Here is a 19,632-nt window from a genome sequence, read left to right on the forward strand (position 1 = left end):
CCCTGAGCAGGGTGGACGACGAAAATGGGGACAACAACCAGGCAGTTTCTCAGGGAGAGTATAGCTTCACCAACTGATCCGGATTCTATCCGCTTTCGGTTTTTCCGATCCTTTAGGTTCCGAAACCCGGGCAGGCAAGCTGCACCGGTAAGGATCCAGCGCGGTGAAACAGTCCTCCGCCTCGGTTGAAGAGATGGTGGCCTCCATCAAAAACATCTCCAGAATCAGTCAAGAGCGAACCCATCAAATTCGCGGCCTTTCACATTCGGCACCTGAAGGCTACACAGAAATGCAGCAGACCATGCAGGATATCAGACCGAGTCTGATTCTGAAATCAAAAAAAAACCGGGATAATTCTTCTGAATTCTCCCGGTAGTCTTATTTTGTTTATGTATATGTGGGGAAAGCTTAACTATCAGGTGATGGCGGGAGCTTCTGCAACCATTCGTTTTACTTCCTTGGCCAGTTCTTTTCCCCGCTCCTTGATCAGATCGATATCTTCTTTTCCCGGTGCACCCTTGAACTCAACAGTTTCCAGGAAATCCCATCCGGTTTTGTGCTTGGCCATCAACTCATCGAGTTCCTTCTGAGCACCCCCGGACCAGCCGTAACTGCCGAAACGGAATGCTTTGCGGTTTTTCACTTTCTTCTTTGCAAGTTCATCCAGGGCGGCAAACATGGGAGGGAACATCTTGTACTCATATGTGGGCATGCCCATCACAATACCTGTAGAGGTCCAGGCAGAGGTAAGTACATCCCCCAGGGGAGATTCGGGCAGTCTGTGTACATGCACCTTTACACCCTCGGATTCAATGGCTTCAACCAGAGGTTTCACCGCCTTTTCCGTCATACCATACATGGAACCCCAGAGCACCGTCACTTCTTCTTTAGCAGGATTCTTATCATAGCTGGCGTAGCGTTTGTAGTCGTTTACGATCTTCCAGGGATCCTTCCGCCACACAATTCCATGCCCCGGTGCAATAATCTTCACCGGAAGTTCCTCCACTGCCTTAATGGCCTTCTTCACAGGCAGACAAAACGCCGCTACGATATTGGAATAGTAACGAACGGCTTCATGTTCGAAAAAATCTATGTCTTCCTGGGAAAGCTGATCATCGTAAGGTGCATCGCTGATTGCTCCGAAGGAACCAAAGGCATCGCAGGGCATGAGCGTTCCGCTCTTTGTATCAAATGTTGCCATGGTTTCCGGCCAGTGAACGTTAGGAATATCCGCGAAGGCCAAGACCCGGCCGTTTCCCAGATCCAGACTGTCTCCGGTCTTTACAGTACGCACATCATTGCTTATCTCATAAAATGCCTCAAGAAGAGGCTCACCCTTTACACTGGTAATAATCTGGAAATCGTCCCGGATTTTTTTAAAGTCCTCCAGCCAGCCGCTGTGATCCGGCTCATGGTGATTCACAATCACATAATCGATATCTTCAGCTTTAATCCCCATCTGATCAAATTGCTCAAAGAGCGTTTCAGGGACACCGTCCCAACCGCAGACACCGTCCACAATGGCCACTTTCTCGCCCTTGACAATGTAGCTGTTCATGCTCACCCCGTTGGGGATCGGCCAAATTCCTTCAAAAAGAAGGGAGTTGGGTTCTGCATTGGCTGACAGCCGGTAAATTCCATCGGTAACTTCTGTAACATTCATTCCCATACGTAACTCCTCAGATTTTTACACAAAATCCCTCAACAGGCCGGTTCAAAAGGAAAATTTTAAACTGCCTCTCAGTATTTCGATAAATTTATAACCATACGCCATATTTTGCAAGGAAAATATGACTGTTTTTATGATATTTACCCATACCCCCCCGCAGACGAAGCGGTCAGGTATCTGAGGCAATTTCAAAAATAAGCGATTTTGGAAATTGCCAAGACCTTTAGAAATCATAGCTCCTTTCTTGTACGGAGATTTTGATTAAGGCCCGCTATTCAGCATCTTTCCAAATCTAATTTTGAAAGATGCTCAGCTTTTCAGCAGCCGGGTGAGCTCCCGGTCGAAGGCGGAAGCAAAGGCCTGAATTTCCCTGGCGGAAAAACTCCGGTCTTTCATGCTTTCAAGCCCCATTGCCCGAAGTTCTGCCATGAAATTCCGCTCGCTCAAGCGTGTGCGGATATTTTCCGGGGTGAACTGCGTCCCCCTGTCGTTGAGAACCGTGAGCCCCTGTTCCACCAGTTCGGCAGCCAGGGGAATATCCCGGGTAATCACCATATCTCCGGGCTCGGCCATGTTCTGAATCTCTATGTCCGCCGCATCCTGTCCCGGTTCAACCACGATCAGCTCAATCCATGGTGACGATTTAATGGGGATGCTTCGTGCAGCCACAAATCTCGCCTTCACCCGGCGGTTGCCCGCCGCCTTGGAGATGATTTCCCTGATCCTCACAGGACATGAGTCAGCATCCACATAAATGATCATGCCTCTTCCCCGGAATTGACACTTGCCAATGCAAATGCGGCTGAATCTCCCTCCGCTTTCACAGCAATAGGAGTAATATCACCATCAGACTGCCGTTCAGCGGGAATAAACACCGCCTCACCCCTGCTTAGGGTGAGAATCTCTTCCCCGTGCTCCACACGCAGCGGGCTCTCTTCCGCAAGCAAAATAGCCGGAGCCGTTCCAAGATCCATCTCCCTGCGCAGCTCTGCTTCCCCCTCTCCGCTGTGAATACGTACCCTGGCTATACGGAATTCGGGAACCGGAGATTTGTACCATCCGTGACTGTCGGGGGTGAGAGTATCGGGGTAAAAAGGTGTAAAATTCAGAACAGAGATCAGTTCGGGTACGTCAACATGTTTGGAGGTGCAACCACCCCGAAGTACATTATCGGAATTGGCCATCAGCTCGATTCCCGTGCCCCGCAGATACGCGTGAAGGATTCCGGCATGCATAAACAGTCCCTCACCGGGGTTCAGTTTGATAATATTCAGATAAAGGGGAGCCAAAGTCCCCGGATCTCCGGGAAACTGTGACTCAAGTTCCAGCACCCAGTACCAAATCCGCTGATCCTGCTGGTCCAGGTTATTCCGGTCAGTGCCGGAAATGTAATGCCGTGCAGCCTTCTGACTTTGTTCCAGGAGCGTCTTCACATCCTCCCGATCGGCGTTCATTAAGGCGGTATAAAAGTCCCGGAGAGTATTTTCCCCCGTAGCATCCTCCAAAATGGCTGCCAGTTTGGAAATCAGTTCCGCCTGGCACCCCGCCGCCTCAAGCCGCCGGAGATTGGTCAGAATCTCTTCCGGGGGGCGAAATCCGCTGAGCGCCCAGAATTCGCTTACCGCAACAATACATTCCGGCTTATGGTTATCGTCGCGGTAATTCCGTTCAGGAGCGTCAATATCTATGCCCTGCTCTTCCTCACGGGAAAACCCTTCCTCCGCTTGAACCTTGCTTGGGTGAGCCTGAATGGACAATCCTTTCCCGGCAGATAGTATCTTCAATAGAAAGGGAAACTCACCCCCAAAGCGTCGGTACAGCTCCTTTCCCAGAATATCCTCACCATGGGATACCAGCAGATCTCTAAGACTGAACTCTCCCTCGTCAGCAATTCTGGCAGGGGCTTTTCTATGAGCTCCAAACCAAAGCTCAGCAAGAGCTTTCCCCGGGGGATTGGGAATTCCAAAATATTTTTCAACTTCCCCGTGGCTTCCCCAATCGTAGCTCATCACCGCCGGAATAATTCTATACATAGACTCCCCTCTTCAGATATTTCTGTGAATAATTCGCACTTCAATGGCATTTATTTTATAGTAAGTATAAGAATATTGGCCATGCTTTGTCGATAATGGAGAATTCCATGCGTTTCAGCGAATGTAAACAGATAACCTCCTCCGCAGGGTTTCCCAACCGTATACTTACCGGACTGGGGATTCACAAGGAGCTACTCTCGAACGACGAACTTTCAAAGCTCCCTCTTCCCTACCGGGAACTTTGCACGGAAGGTGAGCAATTTCTCGCCCTCAGGGACGATGACCAGGTATATGTATACAGCTGCCCCGGAAGAATAACCTATGCCGGCAGCCACGCGGAATCCTGGAATGGGAGAACCCTTGCCGCTGCAGTTAATCCTGACATTAGGGCAATCGTACGCCCCCGCAGCGACAGACAGGTGGTAATGTACTCCCAGGGCTATGAACACCCCTTCCATGTTGATATTGATAATCACCAGGCCCTTGATGAGGAACGGGGCACTTCCTCGGCTCTGATTCGGGGAGCAGCAGCGATACTTGCCGCAGCCGGTATCAAAACCGGCGGTTTCGATGCCTATCTCAATGCATCGCTCCTTCCCGGCAGCGGCCTGAACGCGTCGGCATCCTTCACGGTTCTCTGCCTTTCCATTCTGGCGGACGGAGGCAACGGATTTCGAACTGACAGCGGAAAACAGCTGGAACAGATAAACCTGAGCCAAAACGTAAAGGCAATAGAGGAACGCTATTTCTCCGAAACCGGGGATTTAGGAAGTGCGGCAGTGATTTTTGCCGGAGGCCTTCACTACATAGACCTCAGTCCGGAATTCTCCATCCAGAGAATCAATCAGAATCAGGCGCTATTTGAAAAAAGGCAATATATCGTTGACAGCCTCTCGGCAAATGCCGGATCGGAGACCGCATACGCCCATCTCCATGAAGAGCTGGAAAAAATTATTGCCTTAAAAGGGGAAAGCATTCTGGACGCGGAGGTTTTCACCGGGTACAGCCAGGAAGATATCGTACTTCTTCACTTTTTCTACAGCGAAAATTTCCGAATTCAGCAGCTAATTCATTGTTTGCGCAACGGTAATCACTCCCGCCTGTATCATCTATTTCAGGAATATCTTCATGAATACCGCCATATTTTAAACCTCATAAACAAAAAAAGTGCCAACTACAACGACCAGCTGGAACTTCTTCACAGCATTCTTTCGATTTTCCGAATTGAGGAAGATGTGGAAATTGTGCACGGCCCTTTCGGACCGGGGCTGGACTCCAAAGCTTTTTTTCTTCTGCCCCCGGCCTATGGCGCTGAATTTGAGATCCTGATCCGGAAATTTTTTACAAGAATCGATATACAGCCCCTGTATCCCAGAGAAAAGGGCTGCGTCAGGCTACTCTAGACCGCACTTGCAGTCCATGCTGCAGCTGAGGATTTTTCCACACTCTTTGGGGCATTCTCTAATGGTTGTATACATCTTTAGATTTATCTGAAACTGTCGCCAGCTTCTCCAACAAACCCTTCTGGGCTTCACAAAGCCGGTTCAGATTATACAGAATCACCAGGCTTTTTTCCGGATAACTCAGGGTTGAAGGAAGGTGAGCCCCGGCTTCAGAAATAATATTATCAAGATCACACATGTAGCTTTCCCGAAGATCATCCATGAACCGCTTCATTTCCTGCTGCAGCTCGAAAATTTCATGAAAGGTGAAATTCCGGTCTTCCACAAATTGTTTCAGATCGCCGGTATTCCAGGGATCCAGTATAAGAGGATAAAACACCTCCCTCACGTGATTCCGCTTCAGAGCCTGGGTGAGCCGTTCCCGATATACGCCCCCGAATGCATGGTGCAGTTCTTCCAGCCCCGGAGCCTTCTTTTCCAATTCATTAATTGTCGCCAACAGCTGTTCCACATTTTCCTCCAGTTGGTTTGGGTGTAACTCTGCCTTCCGGTCTTATACTACCGCCCCATAGTGCAGAATATTTTCATTGTTTCCCTACAGCGTTTATTCTTTCCAGTTTACTTCAATCGTTTCTTCGGGAATCTTCTCTGCAACAATACTCATCAGCCTGAGAATTTCTTCCTTGCAGCAATTAATATCCTTGTTCACTTCCAGCCGCTCTGTCAGTTCCCGGGCAAAGTCCTCCACACTGATCACTTTCTTCCACATTGAATCCTCCTCAAACATCTCTTCACGGTATGGCCACTTGAAAAACAAAGAGTTTAAAGTGCCTCCGGAATACCATTATAAAACCAGAAGCTTCTGTCTGCGAGGGAAAACCGGAAAGATGGGTGGATTAACCCGTTTTTAAACTCAATCCTATCCGTTTCCGGGCCGGATCTACAGAGAGAACCCTGACCGTTATCTGCTGTCCCAACGACAGAATCTCACCCGGGTCCCGGACAAAGCGGTCGGCCATTTCACTGATGTGAATAAGGCCGTCCTGATGAACACCGATATCTACAAATGCTCCGAATTTGGTAATGTTGGTCACCACACCGGGCAGTTTCATTCCTTCATTCAAATCATGAATGTTCTCAACACCTTCGGCAAACTGAAAGGCCTGAAAACCCTCCCGGGGATCCCGGCCCGGCTTCTGCAGTTCGGCCATAATATCTGTAAAACTGGCCATATTCAGATCCGGCCCAAGATATTTTTCCGGATCTATTGTGGAAATCAGTCCCCCATTTCCCGGTAATTGCTCCAGGGAAACGCCCAGGTCACGGGCCATTTGCTCTACCAGGGGGTAGCGTTCCGGATGAACGGCGGTTTTATCCAGCGGATGTTCCCCGTCATGAATCCGTAAAAAACCTGCTGCCTGTTCAAAGATTTTCGGCCCCAAGCCGCTTACCTTCTGTAATTCCTTCCGGCTCCGGAATTTCCCCATTGCGCTGCGCTGTTCCACCACAGCCCTTCCCATGCCCGGACTCAGGCCGGAAACATAGGAAAGCAGTCTTGCGCTTGCGGTGTTCAGCTCAACACCTACGGCATTCACGCAGCTGATGACTGTATCGTCCAACCCCTGCTGAAGACGCTTCTGATCCACATCATGCTGATACTGGCCCACGCCGATTGAACGGGGATCGATTTTAATGAGCTCCGCCAGGGGATCCATCAGACGGCGGCCGATGGACACCGCTCCCCGGACCGTCAGGTCAAGATCGGGAAATTCCTCCCTGGCCAGGGAGGATGCGGAGTACACGGAGGCACCGCTTTCATTCACCATAGTCACGGTCACCTTTCTGTCCAGGTCAAGGGAATTAATGAAACTGAGAGTTTCCCGACCTCCTGTTCCGTTGCCTACGGCAATTGCCTGAATATCGTGTTCGTTCACAAGCTTGCGCAAAAGACTCCCGGCTCCCTGACTGTCCTGCCTGGGCGGAAGGGGATACATTACATAATGAGAGAGTAAATTTCCGCTGGAATCCAGAACCGCCAGTTTGCATCCGGTGCGCAGTCCGGGGTCCACACCCAAAACCCGGGCCTCCCCCAAAGGAGGGGCAAGGAGGAGCTGACGAAGATTTTCAGTAAACACGTCAATGGCTTCCCCATCCGCCTGCTCCTTGCGGGCTTTCCGCATTTCATTTTCCAGCGAAGGCTGGATAAGACGCTGATAGGCGTCGGATCCTGCCGATGAGATCAGCTCACGTTCTCCCGGTGAGGCCCCCGATTTGAGGTAGCGGCGGTGAATCAGATCCACCCCCGTCTGCTGTGGCAGTTCAATTTTCATCCGCACAAATCCCGCATCCACCGCTCTGAGCATGGCGAGAAATCGGTGTCCAGGAATTCGCTTCAGCTGTTCCTGATGATCAAAATAATCCCGGTATACCTGGGCTTCCTCGCTGGTTGCGTGTTTTTTCACCGCCTGTGAACTGACCACCCCGGTATTAATAAAAAGCTGCCGAAGTTCCCCCCGGACAGGAGGATCATCGCTGATAATTTCCGCGATAATATCGCAGGCGCCGTCCAACGCCCCTTTCACATCCGCCACCTGGTTTTCTCCGCCCACAAACTGTCTGGCGGCCTCATCTGGTCGGCCCCCTTTTTGAGCAAGAATTCTGAGAGCAAGTTCTTCCAGATCCTTTTCCCGGGCTATTTGACCGCGGGTTCTCCGTTTCGGTTTGAAGGGCAAATAGATATCTTCAAGTTCGGTAAGCCGATCGACGGCCCGGATTTTTGTCTCAAGCTCCGGGCTGAGCTTCTCCTGCTTGCGAATTACCGAGATGATGTATTCCCTGCGCTTTTCCAGCTCACGAAGCCTGGCTGCGGTATCCCGCACAGCGGTAATCTGGGTTTCATCCAAATTCCCGGTGGCCTCTTTCCGGTAGCGGGCGATAAACGGAACGGTGGCACCGTCTTCCAAAAGTTCCAATGTTTTCTGTATTGATACAGACGGCAGCCCCAACTGGGATGCGATCTGGGCTATAGATATGTTCATAACAGGGCAAGTATGACTTCCCCCGCCGGATTATGCAATCGGATTATGCTATTGGATTATGCTAATGGATTACCGGCCTTTCGGCATCCAGACAACTCGGGCGGGAGAACCTGCAGCAATATTTAGAATGGGCCGGATATCCTCTTCCGAATTCCCTCCGGGAATTCCGGCACTTCCTCCAGCCGGGTCGAAGGGGAATATGCTGATTTCATGGGAATCCTGGTTCCCCACCGCCAGGAACTCTCCCCCGGGGGAAAAGCTCATATCCCTGGGCGTACGTCCCCCGCAGGAAAATGTCCGCTGAATACGGGGCCTCAGGACATCCCCGCCGGCTTCCCGCTCCAAAGACAGAACAATAATCTCGTCGGCAAAGCGGTTGGACAATGCCAGCGTACGCCCCGAGGGGTGCAGCTGGATGGCCGAGGGTGCCTGGAGATCCGCCGAAGAGGAAATATCAATATCATGAATCAGTGTAAGCCCCCCCTGCTCCCTCCGGAATACCAGACACCTGGGTTTGAGTTCACACAGGGCATAGATATGAACCCCGTCGGAGTCAAATTCCAGATGACGGGGTCCATAACCCCAGGGCAGCTGGGTGTAGCCCAGATTCGGTGTTTCCCCGGCTCCATAGTTCCTGATAATCCAAATTCGGTCGCTTCCAAGATCGGCGCAGTAGATCTTCCCGTCCTGGGGATGAACTGCGGCAAAATGGATATGAGGGGACTCCTGCCGCTCGTGGTTCCGTCCGTCTGGGGGCGTCTGGGCGGAAGGGAGGTGCATCTGTACACGATGTATCTCTTTGGGGTGCGCCGGGTTGCCCACATCCACCACATGAAGAATGCCGGATCCATAGGAAGACGCCAGAATTAGGGGCCCGCCATAGGAACCGCCATAGGAACCACCAGATTCACCGACGGCGGAATATGCCTGAGAAGGATCGTGCTGCCCGGTGGCGGGATCTATGAGACTCAAATGACAGAGCCCGTCGGAGAGCTGAACTGCGCCCAGGGGTTCCTGCTCCCGGGATGCATTCAATGATTCCATGGAATACACATAGAGACCGCTCTGGCTTCCGGATACCTCAGTGGCCACGTAGATCAGTCCCCGGTTTTTATCGGGATTAATCCAGCTGGGGTTGGGAATCCGGCTGATGCTCCTGGAGTGAACCGCGGGAAGCCCGGCCCCTGGAACGGCATTCTGCGCCCCGGTCCGATGTATGAGTTCGTCATCCATTTCAACAGAGTGATACACCACAGATTCACCCCTGGGGTCGGGAACATGGCCCTCCCTGAGAGTATACGATCCGCTGAGAAGAGAAAAACGGATCATGCGAAAGCTCCCAGATGATGAATGATCGAGCGGTATTGCATGGCAAAGTGCACTCCCGCACCGGCGAGTATGAAAAGATGAAATATCTCATGAAACCCCAGCTTGCTTCCGGGAATATTCGGCCGTTTCAGGGCATAGATCAAGGCACCGACGGTGTACAACACCCCTCCCAGGATCATTTCCAGAAATACCGGTCCGGTCATGGCATTGTAGAGGGGAACGATGGCGCCCAGGGCAACCCATCCCATGGCAACATAGATGGCGGGGGCGATCCAACGAGGAGGATGGGGAACAAATATTTTGTAGACCAGACCGACGAGGGTAAGACCCCACTGGAGACTGATTATGAGCCAGCTCCAGGGCTCCTCGTACCACATATATGCAATGGGGGTGTAAGATCCGGCGATCATCACGAAAATGGCGATATGATCTAATTTCCGCCGGATGGACTGTTCGTTTTCGGCGGATTTATGAAAATGGTAGTTGGCGCTGGAAAAGAAAAGAAACATTGCGGAAAGACCGTACACCAACGATACGATCATCAGATCGGCTGCTCCCCGCGCGGTAAAGACCAGCCAAAGGGTAAGGGGAATCCAGATAATGAATCCTGCGGCATGGGTAAAAAAATTCACCCGCTCTGAAGCTAAGGTAATTCTGGGCATAGGGCATCCTTCCTGTAATCGTTTAATGAACCCTGAATTTCTCCAGGCTCCGGATACGAGAAAACGGTACTGACGATTTCAAAATTCTTTGCCGTTTTGAAATCACCTCACCCTACACCATTTTTTTTGACTATCCAATCATGTTACCCGGAGGATTGGATCCTCCGGGTGGGATCCGCTCAGACTCAGCCTTTACTCGGCCAGCTCTTTGCTGATGCTGATGGCCGCAATGGTGCCGTCGCTTACCGCCGTGGTGATCTGCCGGTACATCTTGGATACGATATCCCCCGCAGCATACACTCCGTCAATATTGGTCCGCATTTCACTATCAGTTTTGATATGCCCCCACTGATCAAGATCCAGACCTTCAAGTCCTTCCAGGTTGGCAACGAAGCCGATAAACACGAATACGCCGTGGGCGCGGACCTCTTTGGTTTTACCCGTTTTCAGATCTTCCACCACCACGCCCATATCCATGGTTCCGTACTTCTTGAACTCCCGGGGTTCATGGCTGAACATAAAGGAAACCTTCTCATCGGCCCGTATCTTTTCCTGTGCCTGTTTATTAGCCTGGAGATCATCAAACTGGTGAACGATGGTAATTGAGCGGGCGAATTTGGAGATAAATAATGCCTCTTCTATGGCCGAGTTCCCACCGCCGATCACAATTACATCTTTATCGTCAAAATATTTGGCATCGCAGGTGGCGCAGTACGAGATACCGTCTCCCCGGTACTCCATTTCACCTGGAATTCCAAGGGGGCGGGGACTTGAACCGGTGGCAACAACCAGCTTCTTTCCGCTGATAGTCTCAACACCGTCAATGGACACCTCTTTTTTTTCCAGATCCACCTCATTTACTTCCACGGCAGCCCGGAATTCCACACCGTTTTCCTTTGCCTGTTCGCTCATAAAATGGCTGAGCATCATACCCGGCTGGGGCTCTATGAATCCGGGATAGTTTGAAACCTGATGAGTGGTCGCCACGTATCCCCCGGGGAGAGCCACATCCACCAACACAGTCTTCATCCGGGCCTGGGCAAGATACAACCCTGCGGTGAGCCCTGCCGGACCTCCTCCCAGAACAACCACATCCGCATCTGTGGAACTGTGAGTAATTGCTCCATGGAGCTCTTCAGCCCGCTGCTCTCCCACCAACGCATCCAGATTCTTCATAATATCAGAGCGCTTGATTCCTCCGGTGAGTTTATCGCCGGTAATTTTGCCGTTACGGTAAAAAAGAAGGGTTGGACTTCCGGTGACATCCAGTTCGGTTGCAAGTTCACGGTTTCCCTGGCGGAAAATTTTTACAAAATTCACGTCCTCCCCGTAAATCTCGCTGAGAGCCTGATATTTACTGGCCAATGCCTCACAGGGTGGACATTCGGTGGAATAAAAATCCAGTACCGCCAGTGGTTTATCAAGAACTTCCTCCTGATACTGATCTGCGTCGATTTCTGTAATTTTGCCTGCCATGTTTTACTCCTGATTATGTATGCTGTCTGTTTCGATATTTCCAAAAAGCTGATCAAAATCCACATTCTTATAGAGTTCCACTCCCATGGAAATAAGGCCGTCAACCGGACGGCAATCGGGAGCATGGAGTTTGCCTTCCCGGTTGTATGCTACCGAAGCGCAGCCGCCGCCGCAGGCCAGTTGGAGAGAACAGTCCCTGCAGGCGGAAATGGAGAGAACATCCCGGTCTTCCCACTGGGATATCATGTCATCATTCAAGACTGATTCGGGATAAAAACTGCCCAGCTCTTCCCCCTCCTTGCCCACAGTGGCGGTGCAGGAATATATTTTTCCGGTATAATCAAACGCCCATTCGGTTTTCGTCCCAGGGCAACTGTCAAAGAGAGGAACCGGTAATTCCCCGTTTTCAAAGAGGAAGCGGGAAATACTGTATGCGGGGGAATGAAATTCCAGGATTTGAGGATGTCGGCGAATCTCTTCAAACAGATCCTCATACATTTCCAGACGGCTATAAAGGCGGCTTTGCTGATCCTGACAGTAATGGAGTTCGTAATTCCTACCCAGCTGGGTTTTAAACAGGGGGTGTTTTGTCCATCCACGGCTGATGGCAAAATCTGCGAGCTCATACAGCCGGGGTAGATTCTCCCTGTCCAGAACGGAACGGAGGTTAATCTCAAGCCCCGCTTCAAGTGCGTCATCAATGCCCTTCACCACTTTTTCAAAATTCCGGTATTCACCGCCGTTCACCCGCCCCTGCTTCAAAGGCCGCCGACGGTCATGAACTTCACCGACACCGTCCAGGGTCACCTGGATTTCCCGGATTTTAGCTGTCGAGAGCAGATCGATATATTCGCTGAGATAATATCCGTTGGTAACCAGGGCAATGTCCACATGTGCCGCATTGGCACCTTCGATAAGCTGAGCGAGGATCTTCCGTTGACCGTTGCCCGGTAAAAGCGGTTCCCCGCCGAAAATTGTCAAATACCATGATCTTCCCGCCAGCTGTTCCCCCACATGGGCAAAGAAGGCTTGAATAACCTCCTGCTGGGCCTGGTGGGAATCATGAATATAGCCATCCTGATAGCAGTATTCGCAGGCGAAATTGCAGGCGTAGCCGGGAACATAAAACACCTGCACTTCTCCGGCGTCTCTGTCTTTCATAAACTCGGCATACGCCAGGCGGTATGAGGAAGTTTCCCGTTGGGGATCGATAATGTACCCTTTTTCCGCCAATTCCCGGTAATCCTCCGAATCCCTTTGCTCGAGAATGCTGGAGTCCAGGATCTTCTCTGCCAATTCGGGGTCAATAATGTCTGCCTGCTGATGCAGAAGATTCACAAGGATCCAATCATTCTGCCGGTATATCTGTTTCAAAATGTTATGTTTTGAGAGTGTTTTATTCATCTTCATATATCCTGATGCTCTAGCGGATTCAAATACCCTGACCCAAGAAATAGCTCCGGGAGGAATGTCCCCCCGGAGCCCCCGAAATACCACCCGCCATTCTGCCAGCGGGCCCGGGATGACCGGGACGTTTCAGTCCTCAGTCGTGACAGCCCGCCACGACAGGTGAAACCTTGGCACAGCACTGCGCCTGGTTTTTATCGTTTTTGGGCTGTTTGCGAATCAGAGACTTCATGGATTTCTTCATAAAGATCCCTCCTTACGTTTGAGCTTCACCCCTCACACAACGGTGAGGGAGAAACCCCATCTATTTACTGCAGCAGGATGATCCGCCGGACTTATAGCCCAGGATCGTCCAACTGCATACTTCTACTTTTCCCTTATCGTAGGGTTCGCTTTCTTCCAGAATTTGGACATCCCGAAACCCGGCGTCTGCAAGCTGAGAGATGTACTCCTCCCGGGTCACCGATCCTGCCCAGCATTCTGCAACAGCCTGGGGATCCCGGGCATACTCAGCGGGAACACTCTGGAGAGAATAAATGTCGCTTACCACAAAACGGCCGCCGTCCTTGAGAATACGGTGAATTTCTTTCCATACCCGGGACTTATCTGCAGCATGGTTTATGGTGCAATTAGAGATGAGAAGATCGATCGAATTGCATTTCAGGGGGATATTTTCAAGCTTGCTGTGATGCAGCTCGATCCTGTCCTCCAGATCCATTTTTGAGACGGTTCTCCGGGCTTTGGACAGCATTCCTTCGCTGATATCAACACCGTGAACCCGTCCGGACGGGCCGACGGCTTCGGCAAGTTTAACCAGGTCGTTTCCCCGGCCGCTGCCAAGATCTACACACACTTCGCCTTCCCGGGCCTCTGATTTATCGATGGCACCGCCGCAGGACAGACAACAGCTGGTCTCCGCCAAATCGCTGTAGCGCAAATCTATGGCACTTAATACACTTCCATCGGACATATATTGCTCCTATATGACAGGTCGGTAACTGGTGGCGGCAATTTACGCATCATGCTGTCTATAATATCATGGTGTACACATTGCCACGGCCGTGAAATCAGTTTCCTATGAACGGTACAGCTGGGGACTGATTTCCGCCTCATGCTGAGACACATTCAAGATTGATTATTTGATGCATCCCGATACATTTCACATATTTTATTGGTACGTATATACTTCCATTTTAATCTCTGGTTCATAAAACACAAGGATTGTTTTAAGTATATTTTTATCTATATATGATTTTTCATACCCTGTCAACACGACCCAGGGGATTTTCCACGATCCAGAATCCCTTCACAGGCGAAACAAATTCCGGTACACTTGCTATCTCAATCCCCCATAACACATAAAGGAGTTTCCATGGAAATCTCATCCCTACAGAAAGCCCGTTACGAATATCAGCCCAAGCTTCCCGCGGCCCTTGGCTCGGCTATTTCGAATATTCAAGTAGACCTGGGAGAACCCACTGAATCAGTGGCGGATCAGGATCAGGTAAAAAACCTCTTCCCCCACAGTTACGGCGCCCCCATTGCGGTATTCAAATCCGGAAAGGGCGAAACCTCTCAGAAACCGCTCCGGGTAGGCGTAATTCTCTCCGGCGGCCAGGCCCCCGGAGGACATAACGTTATCACCGGAATTTACGACGGACTGAAAAACGCCAATCCCCAAAGTGATCTTATTGGATTTCTCGGCGGCCCCAGCGGTCTCATGGAGAATGATTTCATTGTTTTCGATGACGGGAAAATCGATGCCTACCGCAACACCGGCGGTTTCGATATTATCGGTTCGGGACGCACAAAAATCGAAACCCCTGAACAGTTCGCCTCAGCCCTGAATACCGCGAAGGAACAGAAACTTGATGCGGTGGTGGTTATCGGTGGTGATGATTCCAACACCAACGCCGCACTCCTGGCTGAATACTTCAAGGACAACGGCACAGATATTCAGGTTATCGGTGTTCCCAAAACAATAGACGGGGATCTGAAAAACGAGTACATCGAAACATCCTTCGGATTCGATACCGCGGTAAAGACCTACTCCGAACTGATCGGAAATATTATGAGAGATGCCAACTCGGCAAAAAAATACTGGCATTTCATTAAGCTTATGGGGCGTTCCGCAAGTCATATCGCATTGGAAGCCGCGTTACAGACCCATCCCAATGTGGCAATTATCAGCGAAGAGGTTGCGGAGAAGAAAAAGAGCCTGAACCAGATAGTGGAAGAGATTGCGGAAGTAGTCCGCCACCGCTCGGGAAACAATGAGAACTTCGGCATTGCGCTGATCCCCGAGGGTCTGATCGAATTTATCCCCGAAATGAAAACGCTCATTTCTGAGCTTAACGATCTGCTGGCCCACAACGAAGAATATTTCGCCACCTTGAGAAGCTTTGAAGATCAGGCGGAATTCGCAGTGAGCAAGCTCAACGACCACAGTGCGAAGGTGTTTTCTTCCCTCCCCAGGGGTATCCGCCAGCAGCTGCTTCTTGACCGGGATCCCCACGGCAACGTACAGGTGAGCCTCATCGACACAGAAAAACTTCTTATTGAGATGGTGGGCGAACTGCTGGACCAGTGGAAAACTCAGGGAAACTTCTCCGGCTCCTTCAAAGCCCTGGCCCATTTCTTCGGATACGAAGGCCGCTGTGCCTTCCCCTCCAATTTCGATGCCGACTACACCTACAGTCTTGGGTATACCGCATTTCTGCTCATTGCCAACGGACTCACCGGTTACCTTTCAAGCGTGCGCAACCTGGACAAACCCGCATCTGAGTGGATTGCCGGTGGCATTCCTCTGACGATGATGATGAACATGGAACAGCGCCACGGCAAAATGAAGCCGGTAATTCGTAAGGCCCTGGTGGAACTTGACGGGGCGCCATTCACGGAGTTTTCATCCAAACGGGATGACTGGGCAAGCAATACCCGCTACTTCTTTCCCGGTGCCATACAGTACTATGGACCGACTGAGGTCTGTGACCAGCCGACCATCACGCTGAAACTGGAGCGGTCCGGGAAGTAATTTCCGAAACCGCGCTCCAACAGCTCAGCATCAGATTTTTCAGGCCATCCGGGACAGGTTCTCCGGATGGCCGTTTTTAAAGCAAGGGCCCGTGCTTTACTCACTGACTCCATTCGTACAATAATCAGATTAATGGAAACCTCGGCACGAACCAGGCTCATCGAAAACATTCGCAAAATCCTGACCCCTGTGATCATCTTCACCTTTTTATTGAGCATCATATCCCTTTTTCTGGAACAGGCGGAGATTCAAGCTCCCTTTATCGGGATATTCACCAATGCTATCGATTTTACTCTGGCGTTTTTCATCCTGCTGGAACTGATCTTTGAAATTGTCAGTGCTCCGTATAAGATCATTTGGTTGAAAAACAATCTGGCCTCCACCCTCTTTTCCCTGGTATTTCTACTTCTCTTCGGGTACAACAAATACGCTGAATTCATCCTCCAACCCGAAGCGGGAGCCGGCTTCCAGATCGCAGGACTCATTGTGGTCCGCAACTTCTTCATGCTGTTCAAGGTGTTCGGCCGTATCCGCCGTATATCCGCACTGCTGAATAACCTGACCATTCACCCTGCCCAAACTCTGGTGTTGAGTTTTCTCATGGTAATACTGGTGGGCAGCTTCTTTCTCATGCTTCCGGTAACTACCGTCGACGGACAGGGCCTGGGCTTCATAGACGCCCTGTTTACCACCACCTCCGCGGTCTGCGTCACCGGTCTAATTGTGGTGGATACCGCAACCCACTTCACACTCATCGGCCAGATAGGCATTTTGATACTCATTCAGATCGGGGGATTGGGCATAATGATCCTCAGTTATTCCGCGGCCTGGGCACTGCGACGCTCCTTCAGCCTTCAGGATAAACTCCTCATTTCATATATGACCAACGAGGAGGATTTAAACCGGGTAAGCCGATCCCTTCTTCAGATTGTGACCCTCACCTTCACCATCGAAATTCTGGGTGCGCTGTGGCTGTTTTTCTCCTTCTCTTCAGCGGGAATGGCACCCGGAAGATCCGCCTGGTTCGCCCTCTTCCACTCCATTTCAGCGTTTTGTAACGCTGGCTTCGCCTTATTCAGCAACAGTCTTGAAGGATTCGCCGCAAATGTCTCCGTCAATCTGGGTGTTGCGTTTCTGATTATTACCGGGGGGCTGAGTTTTGCGGTAATGATGGATGTACTGAAAGCATCAGGAACTCTGGGAAGACGCTTGACCACGAGGGCCAAATCCGGAAAACGGGGAATACAGCTCCAGCTGAATACCAGGGTGGTGCTTCTGGCGAACCTTATTCTCCTGAGTGCGGGGATGCTGATTTTCTACGGCCTTGAGTATAGACACAGCCTTGCATCGGAACCTGTGGGAAAACAGTATCTTCTTGCATTCTTTCAAACCGTTACCCTGCGCACCGCCGGATTCAATACTATGAATTTTGCAGCCCTGGGATCGACGGCACTCATGCTCTCCCTGCTGATGATGCTCATCGGCGGCGCTTCCGGATCCACCGCCGGAGGGATGAAAGTGAATACCGTGGCTGTGGTCTTCAGCTACCTGAAATCCCGGCTTAGCGGAAGAGACAGGGTACGCATCTTCGAATATACGCTCACACGGAACACCGCGAGCAATGCTCTGGTACTCTTTATTTTTGCCGTCTCCGTGGTATTCGCCGGTGTATTTTTCCTGAGTATCAGCGAAGAGGCCCCCTTCCAGGACATTCTGTTCGAAGTGGTGTCAGCCTTCGCAACAGTGGGGGTTAGCCGGGGGATCACATCCGATCTCAGCACATCCGGCAGGCTGATCATCTCTCTGCTGATGTTCATGGGGAGGATCGGTCCCCTTACGTTACTTACCGCTCTGGCGGGAAGAAGGCTCAATGACGGAGTGTATTATCCGGAAACTGATATTCTGATAGGATAAATCCTCCAGACCCTTTGCTCAGCGAAGGCCTGGTATGAAACAGAGGATATGGTATGGCAAAAAAGAAAGAACAGGTATTTACTGTAATCGGGCTGGGCGCTTTCGGCAGCCAGGTCTGCAGGGTCCTTGCAGACAGCGGAGCCAAGGTTGTCGCCGTAGACAGTTTGACAGACCGCATAGACCGGGTGAAAAATTCCGTCACCCAGGCGGTGATTATGGATGCAACATCCGAGGAAGGCTTCAGCAAACTGCCTCTGGAAGACACCGACATTGCAGTGGTTGCCATCGGAGATAACATGGAGGCAAGTATCCTCAGCACCGCCCTTCTGAAAAAAGCGGGTGTACGCTACATCATAGCCCGGGCAATCAGTGCAATCCACCGACAGGTACTCAGACAGGTGGGCGCAGATGAGATCATCAATATAGAAGAAGATGAAGGAGAGCAGCTTGCAATGCGCCTCATTGCCCCCCAGATTCTGGACCGCATTCCCATATCCAAGGATATCAGCATAGCCGAGGTGTACACTCCCGGCGACTTCGGCGGACAAACACTGATCGATTTGGATCTTCGCAGCAGAATGAGGGTAAATGTAATCGCTATCAAGAAAAACGCCGTGGAACTTGATGAACAGGGCAACCCCCACTCCAACGAAGAAATTCTCTTCCCGGACGGAGATTACCGACTGGATGAGGATGATATTATGCTCATTGTGGGCAGGAATCAGGACATTGAGGCATTCAACAATCTCTGACATGGCACAAGAATTCACCCGGCCCGCTTGGGGGAGCGATAGCTTATGATAATACTACGAAAATACTTGGTGTACGTATTTTGGAGCCTGGCATGCTTTTCCATTATCTTGCTTGGGGTGTACGCCTTTGTTCAGCTCAGTCCAGACACTTCAGAGGCCTCCGCCGTTCAATTGAACAACGAGCTGAAGGGAATCAGGGAAGGTATCCTCTACATCTCACTGATACTGGCAATCCTTCAATCAGCCGCTTTGCTGGTCATTCTTTCCAGCTCCCGCAAAACCAAGCGCCGGGCGGAGAATCTCATGCAACGCAAACTTTGGCTCAGTTCCGAGGGCGATCGCTGGTATAAGGTCCTCGGCGAGTTGGGGCAGAGCTTTCATACCATGAATTCCGAACTGCTCCAAACCAACGAAGCCCGGGGTATTAAAATACAGGCGCTGAATCGCCTGACTGAATTTTTGGTGCAGAATCACGGTCAGCCCCTTTGCATAACGAATATTAAGGGGGAAATTCTGTATGCCAGCCCCTCCTTTCTGGAAAAAACCGACGCCCAGCGTTCCCAGCTAATCAATTCCTATATATCCCAGGAATTTCCCGGAATACATCAGGGCCATATTATCACCGCTTTCCAAAAAGACCACGGCGTCTACAGGGCTGAAAGCGCCCGGGGTAACTTCTCTGTATATCCCGTTCGTGACCATCGGCAGGAAATTACATATCTGGTTTTCACCTCCGGAAACAAAAACTATAACCCTCCCAAACAGGATGGGGGACGAACCACCGTCACTGAAGCTGAGAAAAACCCGGGAGGAGGCCAGGTTTGGCTTCGCAAAGCTTTTGAGAAGGTATTGAAACGGGGCGGCAATCGGGTGTAGTATCCCGTTATTACTTTGTAATACCCCGTTTCATCGAAG

Annotated in this window: 17 protein-coding genes; 6 read left to right on the top strand and 11 right to left on the bottom strand. The window is 50.9% G+C overall.

Going from position 1 to position 19,632, the window contains the following annotated elements; all coding sequences use genetic code 11:
* Positions 1-163 precede the first annotated feature (163 nt).
* Positions 164-376 carry a hypothetical protein gene (locus AC52PS_RS12455; RefSeq protein WP_495563399.1) on the top strand — a complete coding sequence of 71 codons (213 nt, stop codon included), beginning with the start codon at positions 164-166 and terminating at the stop codon, positions 374-376.
* Positions 377-415: 39 nt separating this feature from the next.
* Here AC52PS_RS12455 and AC52PS_RS12460 read toward each other — a convergent pair whose 3' ends face one another.
* From AC52PS_RS12460 to manA, 3 genes are all read right to left on the bottom strand, one after another.
* Positions 416-1,669 carry an FprA family A-type flavoprotein gene (locus AC52PS_RS12460; protein ID WP_495563400.1) on the bottom strand — a complete coding sequence of 418 codons (1,254 nt, stop codon included), beginning with the start codon at positions 1,667-1,669 and terminating at the stop codon, positions 416-418.
* A gap of 309 nt (positions 1,670-1,978) precedes the next feature.
* Positions 1,979-2,431 carry a YaiI/YqxD family protein gene (locus AC52PS_RS12465; RefSeq protein ID WP_495563401.1) on the bottom strand — a complete coding sequence of 151 codons (453 nt, stop codon included), beginning with the start codon at positions 2,429-2,431 and terminating at the stop codon, positions 1,979-1,981.
* Positions 2,428-3,702: a mannose-6-phosphate isomerase, class I gene (manA, locus tag AC52PS_RS12470; RefSeq protein ID WP_495563402.1), complete on the bottom strand. Its 1,275-nt coding sequence runs from the start codon at positions 3,700-3,702 to the stop codon at positions 2,428-2,430. The genes AC52PS_RS12465 and manA overlap by 4 nt, the downstream gene beginning before the upstream one ends.
* 107 nt (positions 3,703-3,809) lie before the next feature.
* Here manA and AC52PS_RS12475 point away from each other — a divergent pair, with 107 nt between their 5' ends.
* Entirely contained in the window at positions 3,810-5,105 is a 1,296-nt protein-coding gene (locus tag AC52PS_RS12475) for a hypothetical protein (RefSeq protein ID WP_495563403.1), read from the top strand.
* Positions 5,106-5,163: 58 nt separating this feature from the next.
* Here AC52PS_RS12475 and AC52PS_RS12480 read toward each other — a convergent pair whose 3' ends face one another.
* The 8 genes from AC52PS_RS12480 to AC52PS_RS12515 form a co-directional block, all read right to left on the bottom strand.
* On the bottom strand, positions 5,164-5,616 hold the full coding sequence (locus AC52PS_RS12480) for a hypothetical protein (RefSeq protein WP_495563404.1): 453 nt from the start codon (positions 5,614-5,616) through the stop codon (positions 5,164-5,166).
* Positions 5,617-5,709: 93 nt separating this feature from the next.
* On the bottom strand, positions 5,710-5,874 hold the full coding sequence (locus AC52PS_RS12485) for a hypothetical protein (RefSeq protein WP_495563405.1): 165 nt from the start codon (positions 5,872-5,874) through the stop codon (positions 5,710-5,712).
* Between the two features lie 127 nt (positions 5,875-6,001).
* The gene (locus AC52PS_RS12490; protein ID WP_495563406.1) at positions 6,002-8,143 is read right to left on the bottom strand and encodes a Tex family protein; all 2,142 of its coding nucleotides are present in this window, start codon (positions 8,141-8,143) and stop codon (positions 6,002-6,004) included.
* A gap of 69 nt (positions 8,144-8,212) precedes the next feature.
* The gene (locus AC52PS_RS12495) at positions 8,213-9,472 is read right to left on the bottom strand and encodes a lactonase family protein (RefSeq protein ID WP_495563407.1); all 1,260 of its coding nucleotides are present in this window, start codon (positions 9,470-9,472) and stop codon (positions 8,213-8,215) included.
* Positions 9,469-10,134: a PAQR family membrane homeostasis protein TrhA gene (gene trhA / locus AC52PS_RS12500; RefSeq protein WP_495563408.1), complete on the bottom strand. Its 666-nt coding sequence runs from the start codon at positions 10,132-10,134 to the stop codon at positions 9,469-9,471. Before trhA ends, AC52PS_RS12495 begins: the two co-directional genes overlap by 4 nt.
* A 192-nt stretch (positions 10,135-10,326) precedes the next feature.
* Positions 10,327-11,610, bottom strand: a complete 1,284-nt coding sequence (locus AC52PS_RS12505; RefSeq protein ID WP_495563409.1) for an FAD-dependent oxidoreductase — start codon at positions 11,608-11,610, stop codon at positions 10,327-10,329.
* A 3-nt stretch (positions 11,611-11,613) separates the two neighbouring features.
* A complete protein-coding gene (locus AC52PS_RS12510; RefSeq protein ID WP_495563410.1) occupies positions 11,614-13,014 on the bottom strand; it encodes a radical SAM protein in 1,401 nt (466 codons plus the stop codon).
* Positions 13,015-13,321: 307 nt separating this feature from the next.
* The gene (locus tag AC52PS_RS12515; RefSeq protein WP_495563411.1) at positions 13,322-13,987 is read right to left on the bottom strand and encodes a methyltransferase domain-containing protein; all 666 of its coding nucleotides are present in this window, start codon (positions 13,985-13,987) and stop codon (positions 13,322-13,324) included.
* A 402-nt stretch (positions 13,988-14,389) separates the two neighbouring features.
* On the opposite strand from AC52PS_RS12515, the gene AC52PS_RS12520 reads away from it, so the two are divergent.
* The 4 genes from AC52PS_RS12520 (at position 14,390) to AC52PS_RS12535 (ending at position 19,593) form a co-directional block, all read left to right on the top strand.
* Positions 14,390-16,051, top strand: a complete 1,662-nt coding sequence (locus AC52PS_RS12520; RefSeq protein WP_495563412.1) for a diphosphate--fructose-6-phosphate 1-phosphotransferase — start codon at positions 14,390-14,392, stop codon at positions 16,049-16,051.
* 132 nt (positions 16,052-16,183) lie between these two features.
* Positions 16,184-17,965, top strand: a complete 1,782-nt coding sequence (locus tag AC52PS_RS12525) for a TrkH family potassium uptake protein (RefSeq protein ID WP_495563413.1) — start codon at positions 16,184-16,186, stop codon at positions 17,963-17,965.
* A gap of 53 nt (positions 17,966-18,018) precedes the next feature.
* Positions 18,019-18,717: a potassium channel family protein gene (locus AC52PS_RS12530; RefSeq protein ID WP_495563414.1), complete on the top strand. Its 699-nt coding sequence runs from the start codon at positions 18,019-18,021 to the stop codon at positions 18,715-18,717.
* 45 nt (positions 18,718-18,762) lie between these two features.
* Positions 18,763-19,593, top strand: coding sequence for a hypothetical protein (locus AC52PS_RS12535; protein WP_495563415.1), 831 nt, complete (start codon positions 18,763-18,765; stop codon positions 19,591-19,593).
* Positions 19,594-19,632: the final 39 nt, after the last annotated feature.

The organism is Salinispira sp. (genome assembly GCF_059431795.1).

Coding starts and splice junctions, on each gene's coding strand:
- AC52PS_RS12460 (WP_495563400.1), bottom strand. CDS start 1,669: ATGGGAATGAATGTTACAGAAGTTACCGATGGAATTTACCGGCTGTCA.
- AC52PS_RS12465 (WP_495563401.1), bottom strand. CDS start 2,431: ATGATCATTTATGTGGATGCTGACTCATGTCCTGTGAGGATCAGGGAA.
- manA (WP_495563402.1), bottom strand. CDS start 3,702: ATGTATAGAATTATTCCGGCGGTGATGAGCTACGATTGGGGAAGCCAC.
- AC52PS_RS12475 (WP_495563403.1), top strand. CDS start 3,810: ATGCGTTTCAGCGAATGTAAACAGATAACCTCCTCCGCAGGGTTTCCC.
- AC52PS_RS12485 (WP_495563405.1), bottom strand. CDS start 5,874: ATGTGGAAGAAAGTGATCAGTGTGGAGGACTTTGCCCGGGAACTGACA.
- AC52PS_RS12490 (WP_495563406.1), bottom strand. CDS start 8,143: ATGAACATATCTATAGCCCAGATCGCATCCCAGTTGGGGCTGCCGTCT.
- AC52PS_RS12495 (WP_495563407.1), bottom strand. CDS start 9,472: ATGATCCGTTTTTCTCTTCTCAGCGGATCGTATACTCTCAGGGAGGGC.
- trhA (WP_495563408.1), bottom strand. CDS start 10,134: ATGCCCAGAATTACCTTAGCTTCAGAGCGGGTGAATTTTTTTACCCAT.
- AC52PS_RS12505 (WP_495563409.1), bottom strand. CDS start 11,610: ATGGCAGGCAAAATTACAGAAATCGACGCAGATCAGTATCAGGAGGAA.
- AC52PS_RS12510 (WP_495563410.1), bottom strand. CDS start 13,014: ATGAATAAAACACTCTCAAAACATAACATTTTGAAACAGATATACCGG.
- AC52PS_RS12515 (WP_495563411.1), bottom strand. CDS start 13,987: ATGTCCGATGGAAGTGTATTAAGTGCCATAGATTTGCGCTACAGCGAT.
- AC52PS_RS12520 (WP_495563412.1), top strand. CDS start 14,390: ATGGAAATCTCATCCCTACAGAAAGCCCGTTACGAATATCAGCCCAAG.
- AC52PS_RS12525 (WP_495563413.1), top strand. CDS start 16,184: ATGGAAACCTCGGCACGAACCAGGCTCATCGAAAACATTCGCAAAATC.
- AC52PS_RS12530 (WP_495563414.1), top strand. CDS start 18,019: ATGGCAAAAAAGAAAGAACAGGTATTTACTGTAATCGGGCTGGGCGCT.
- AC52PS_RS12535 (WP_495563415.1), top strand. CDS start 18,763: ATGATAATACTACGAAAATACTTGGTGTACGTATTTTGGAGCCTGGCA.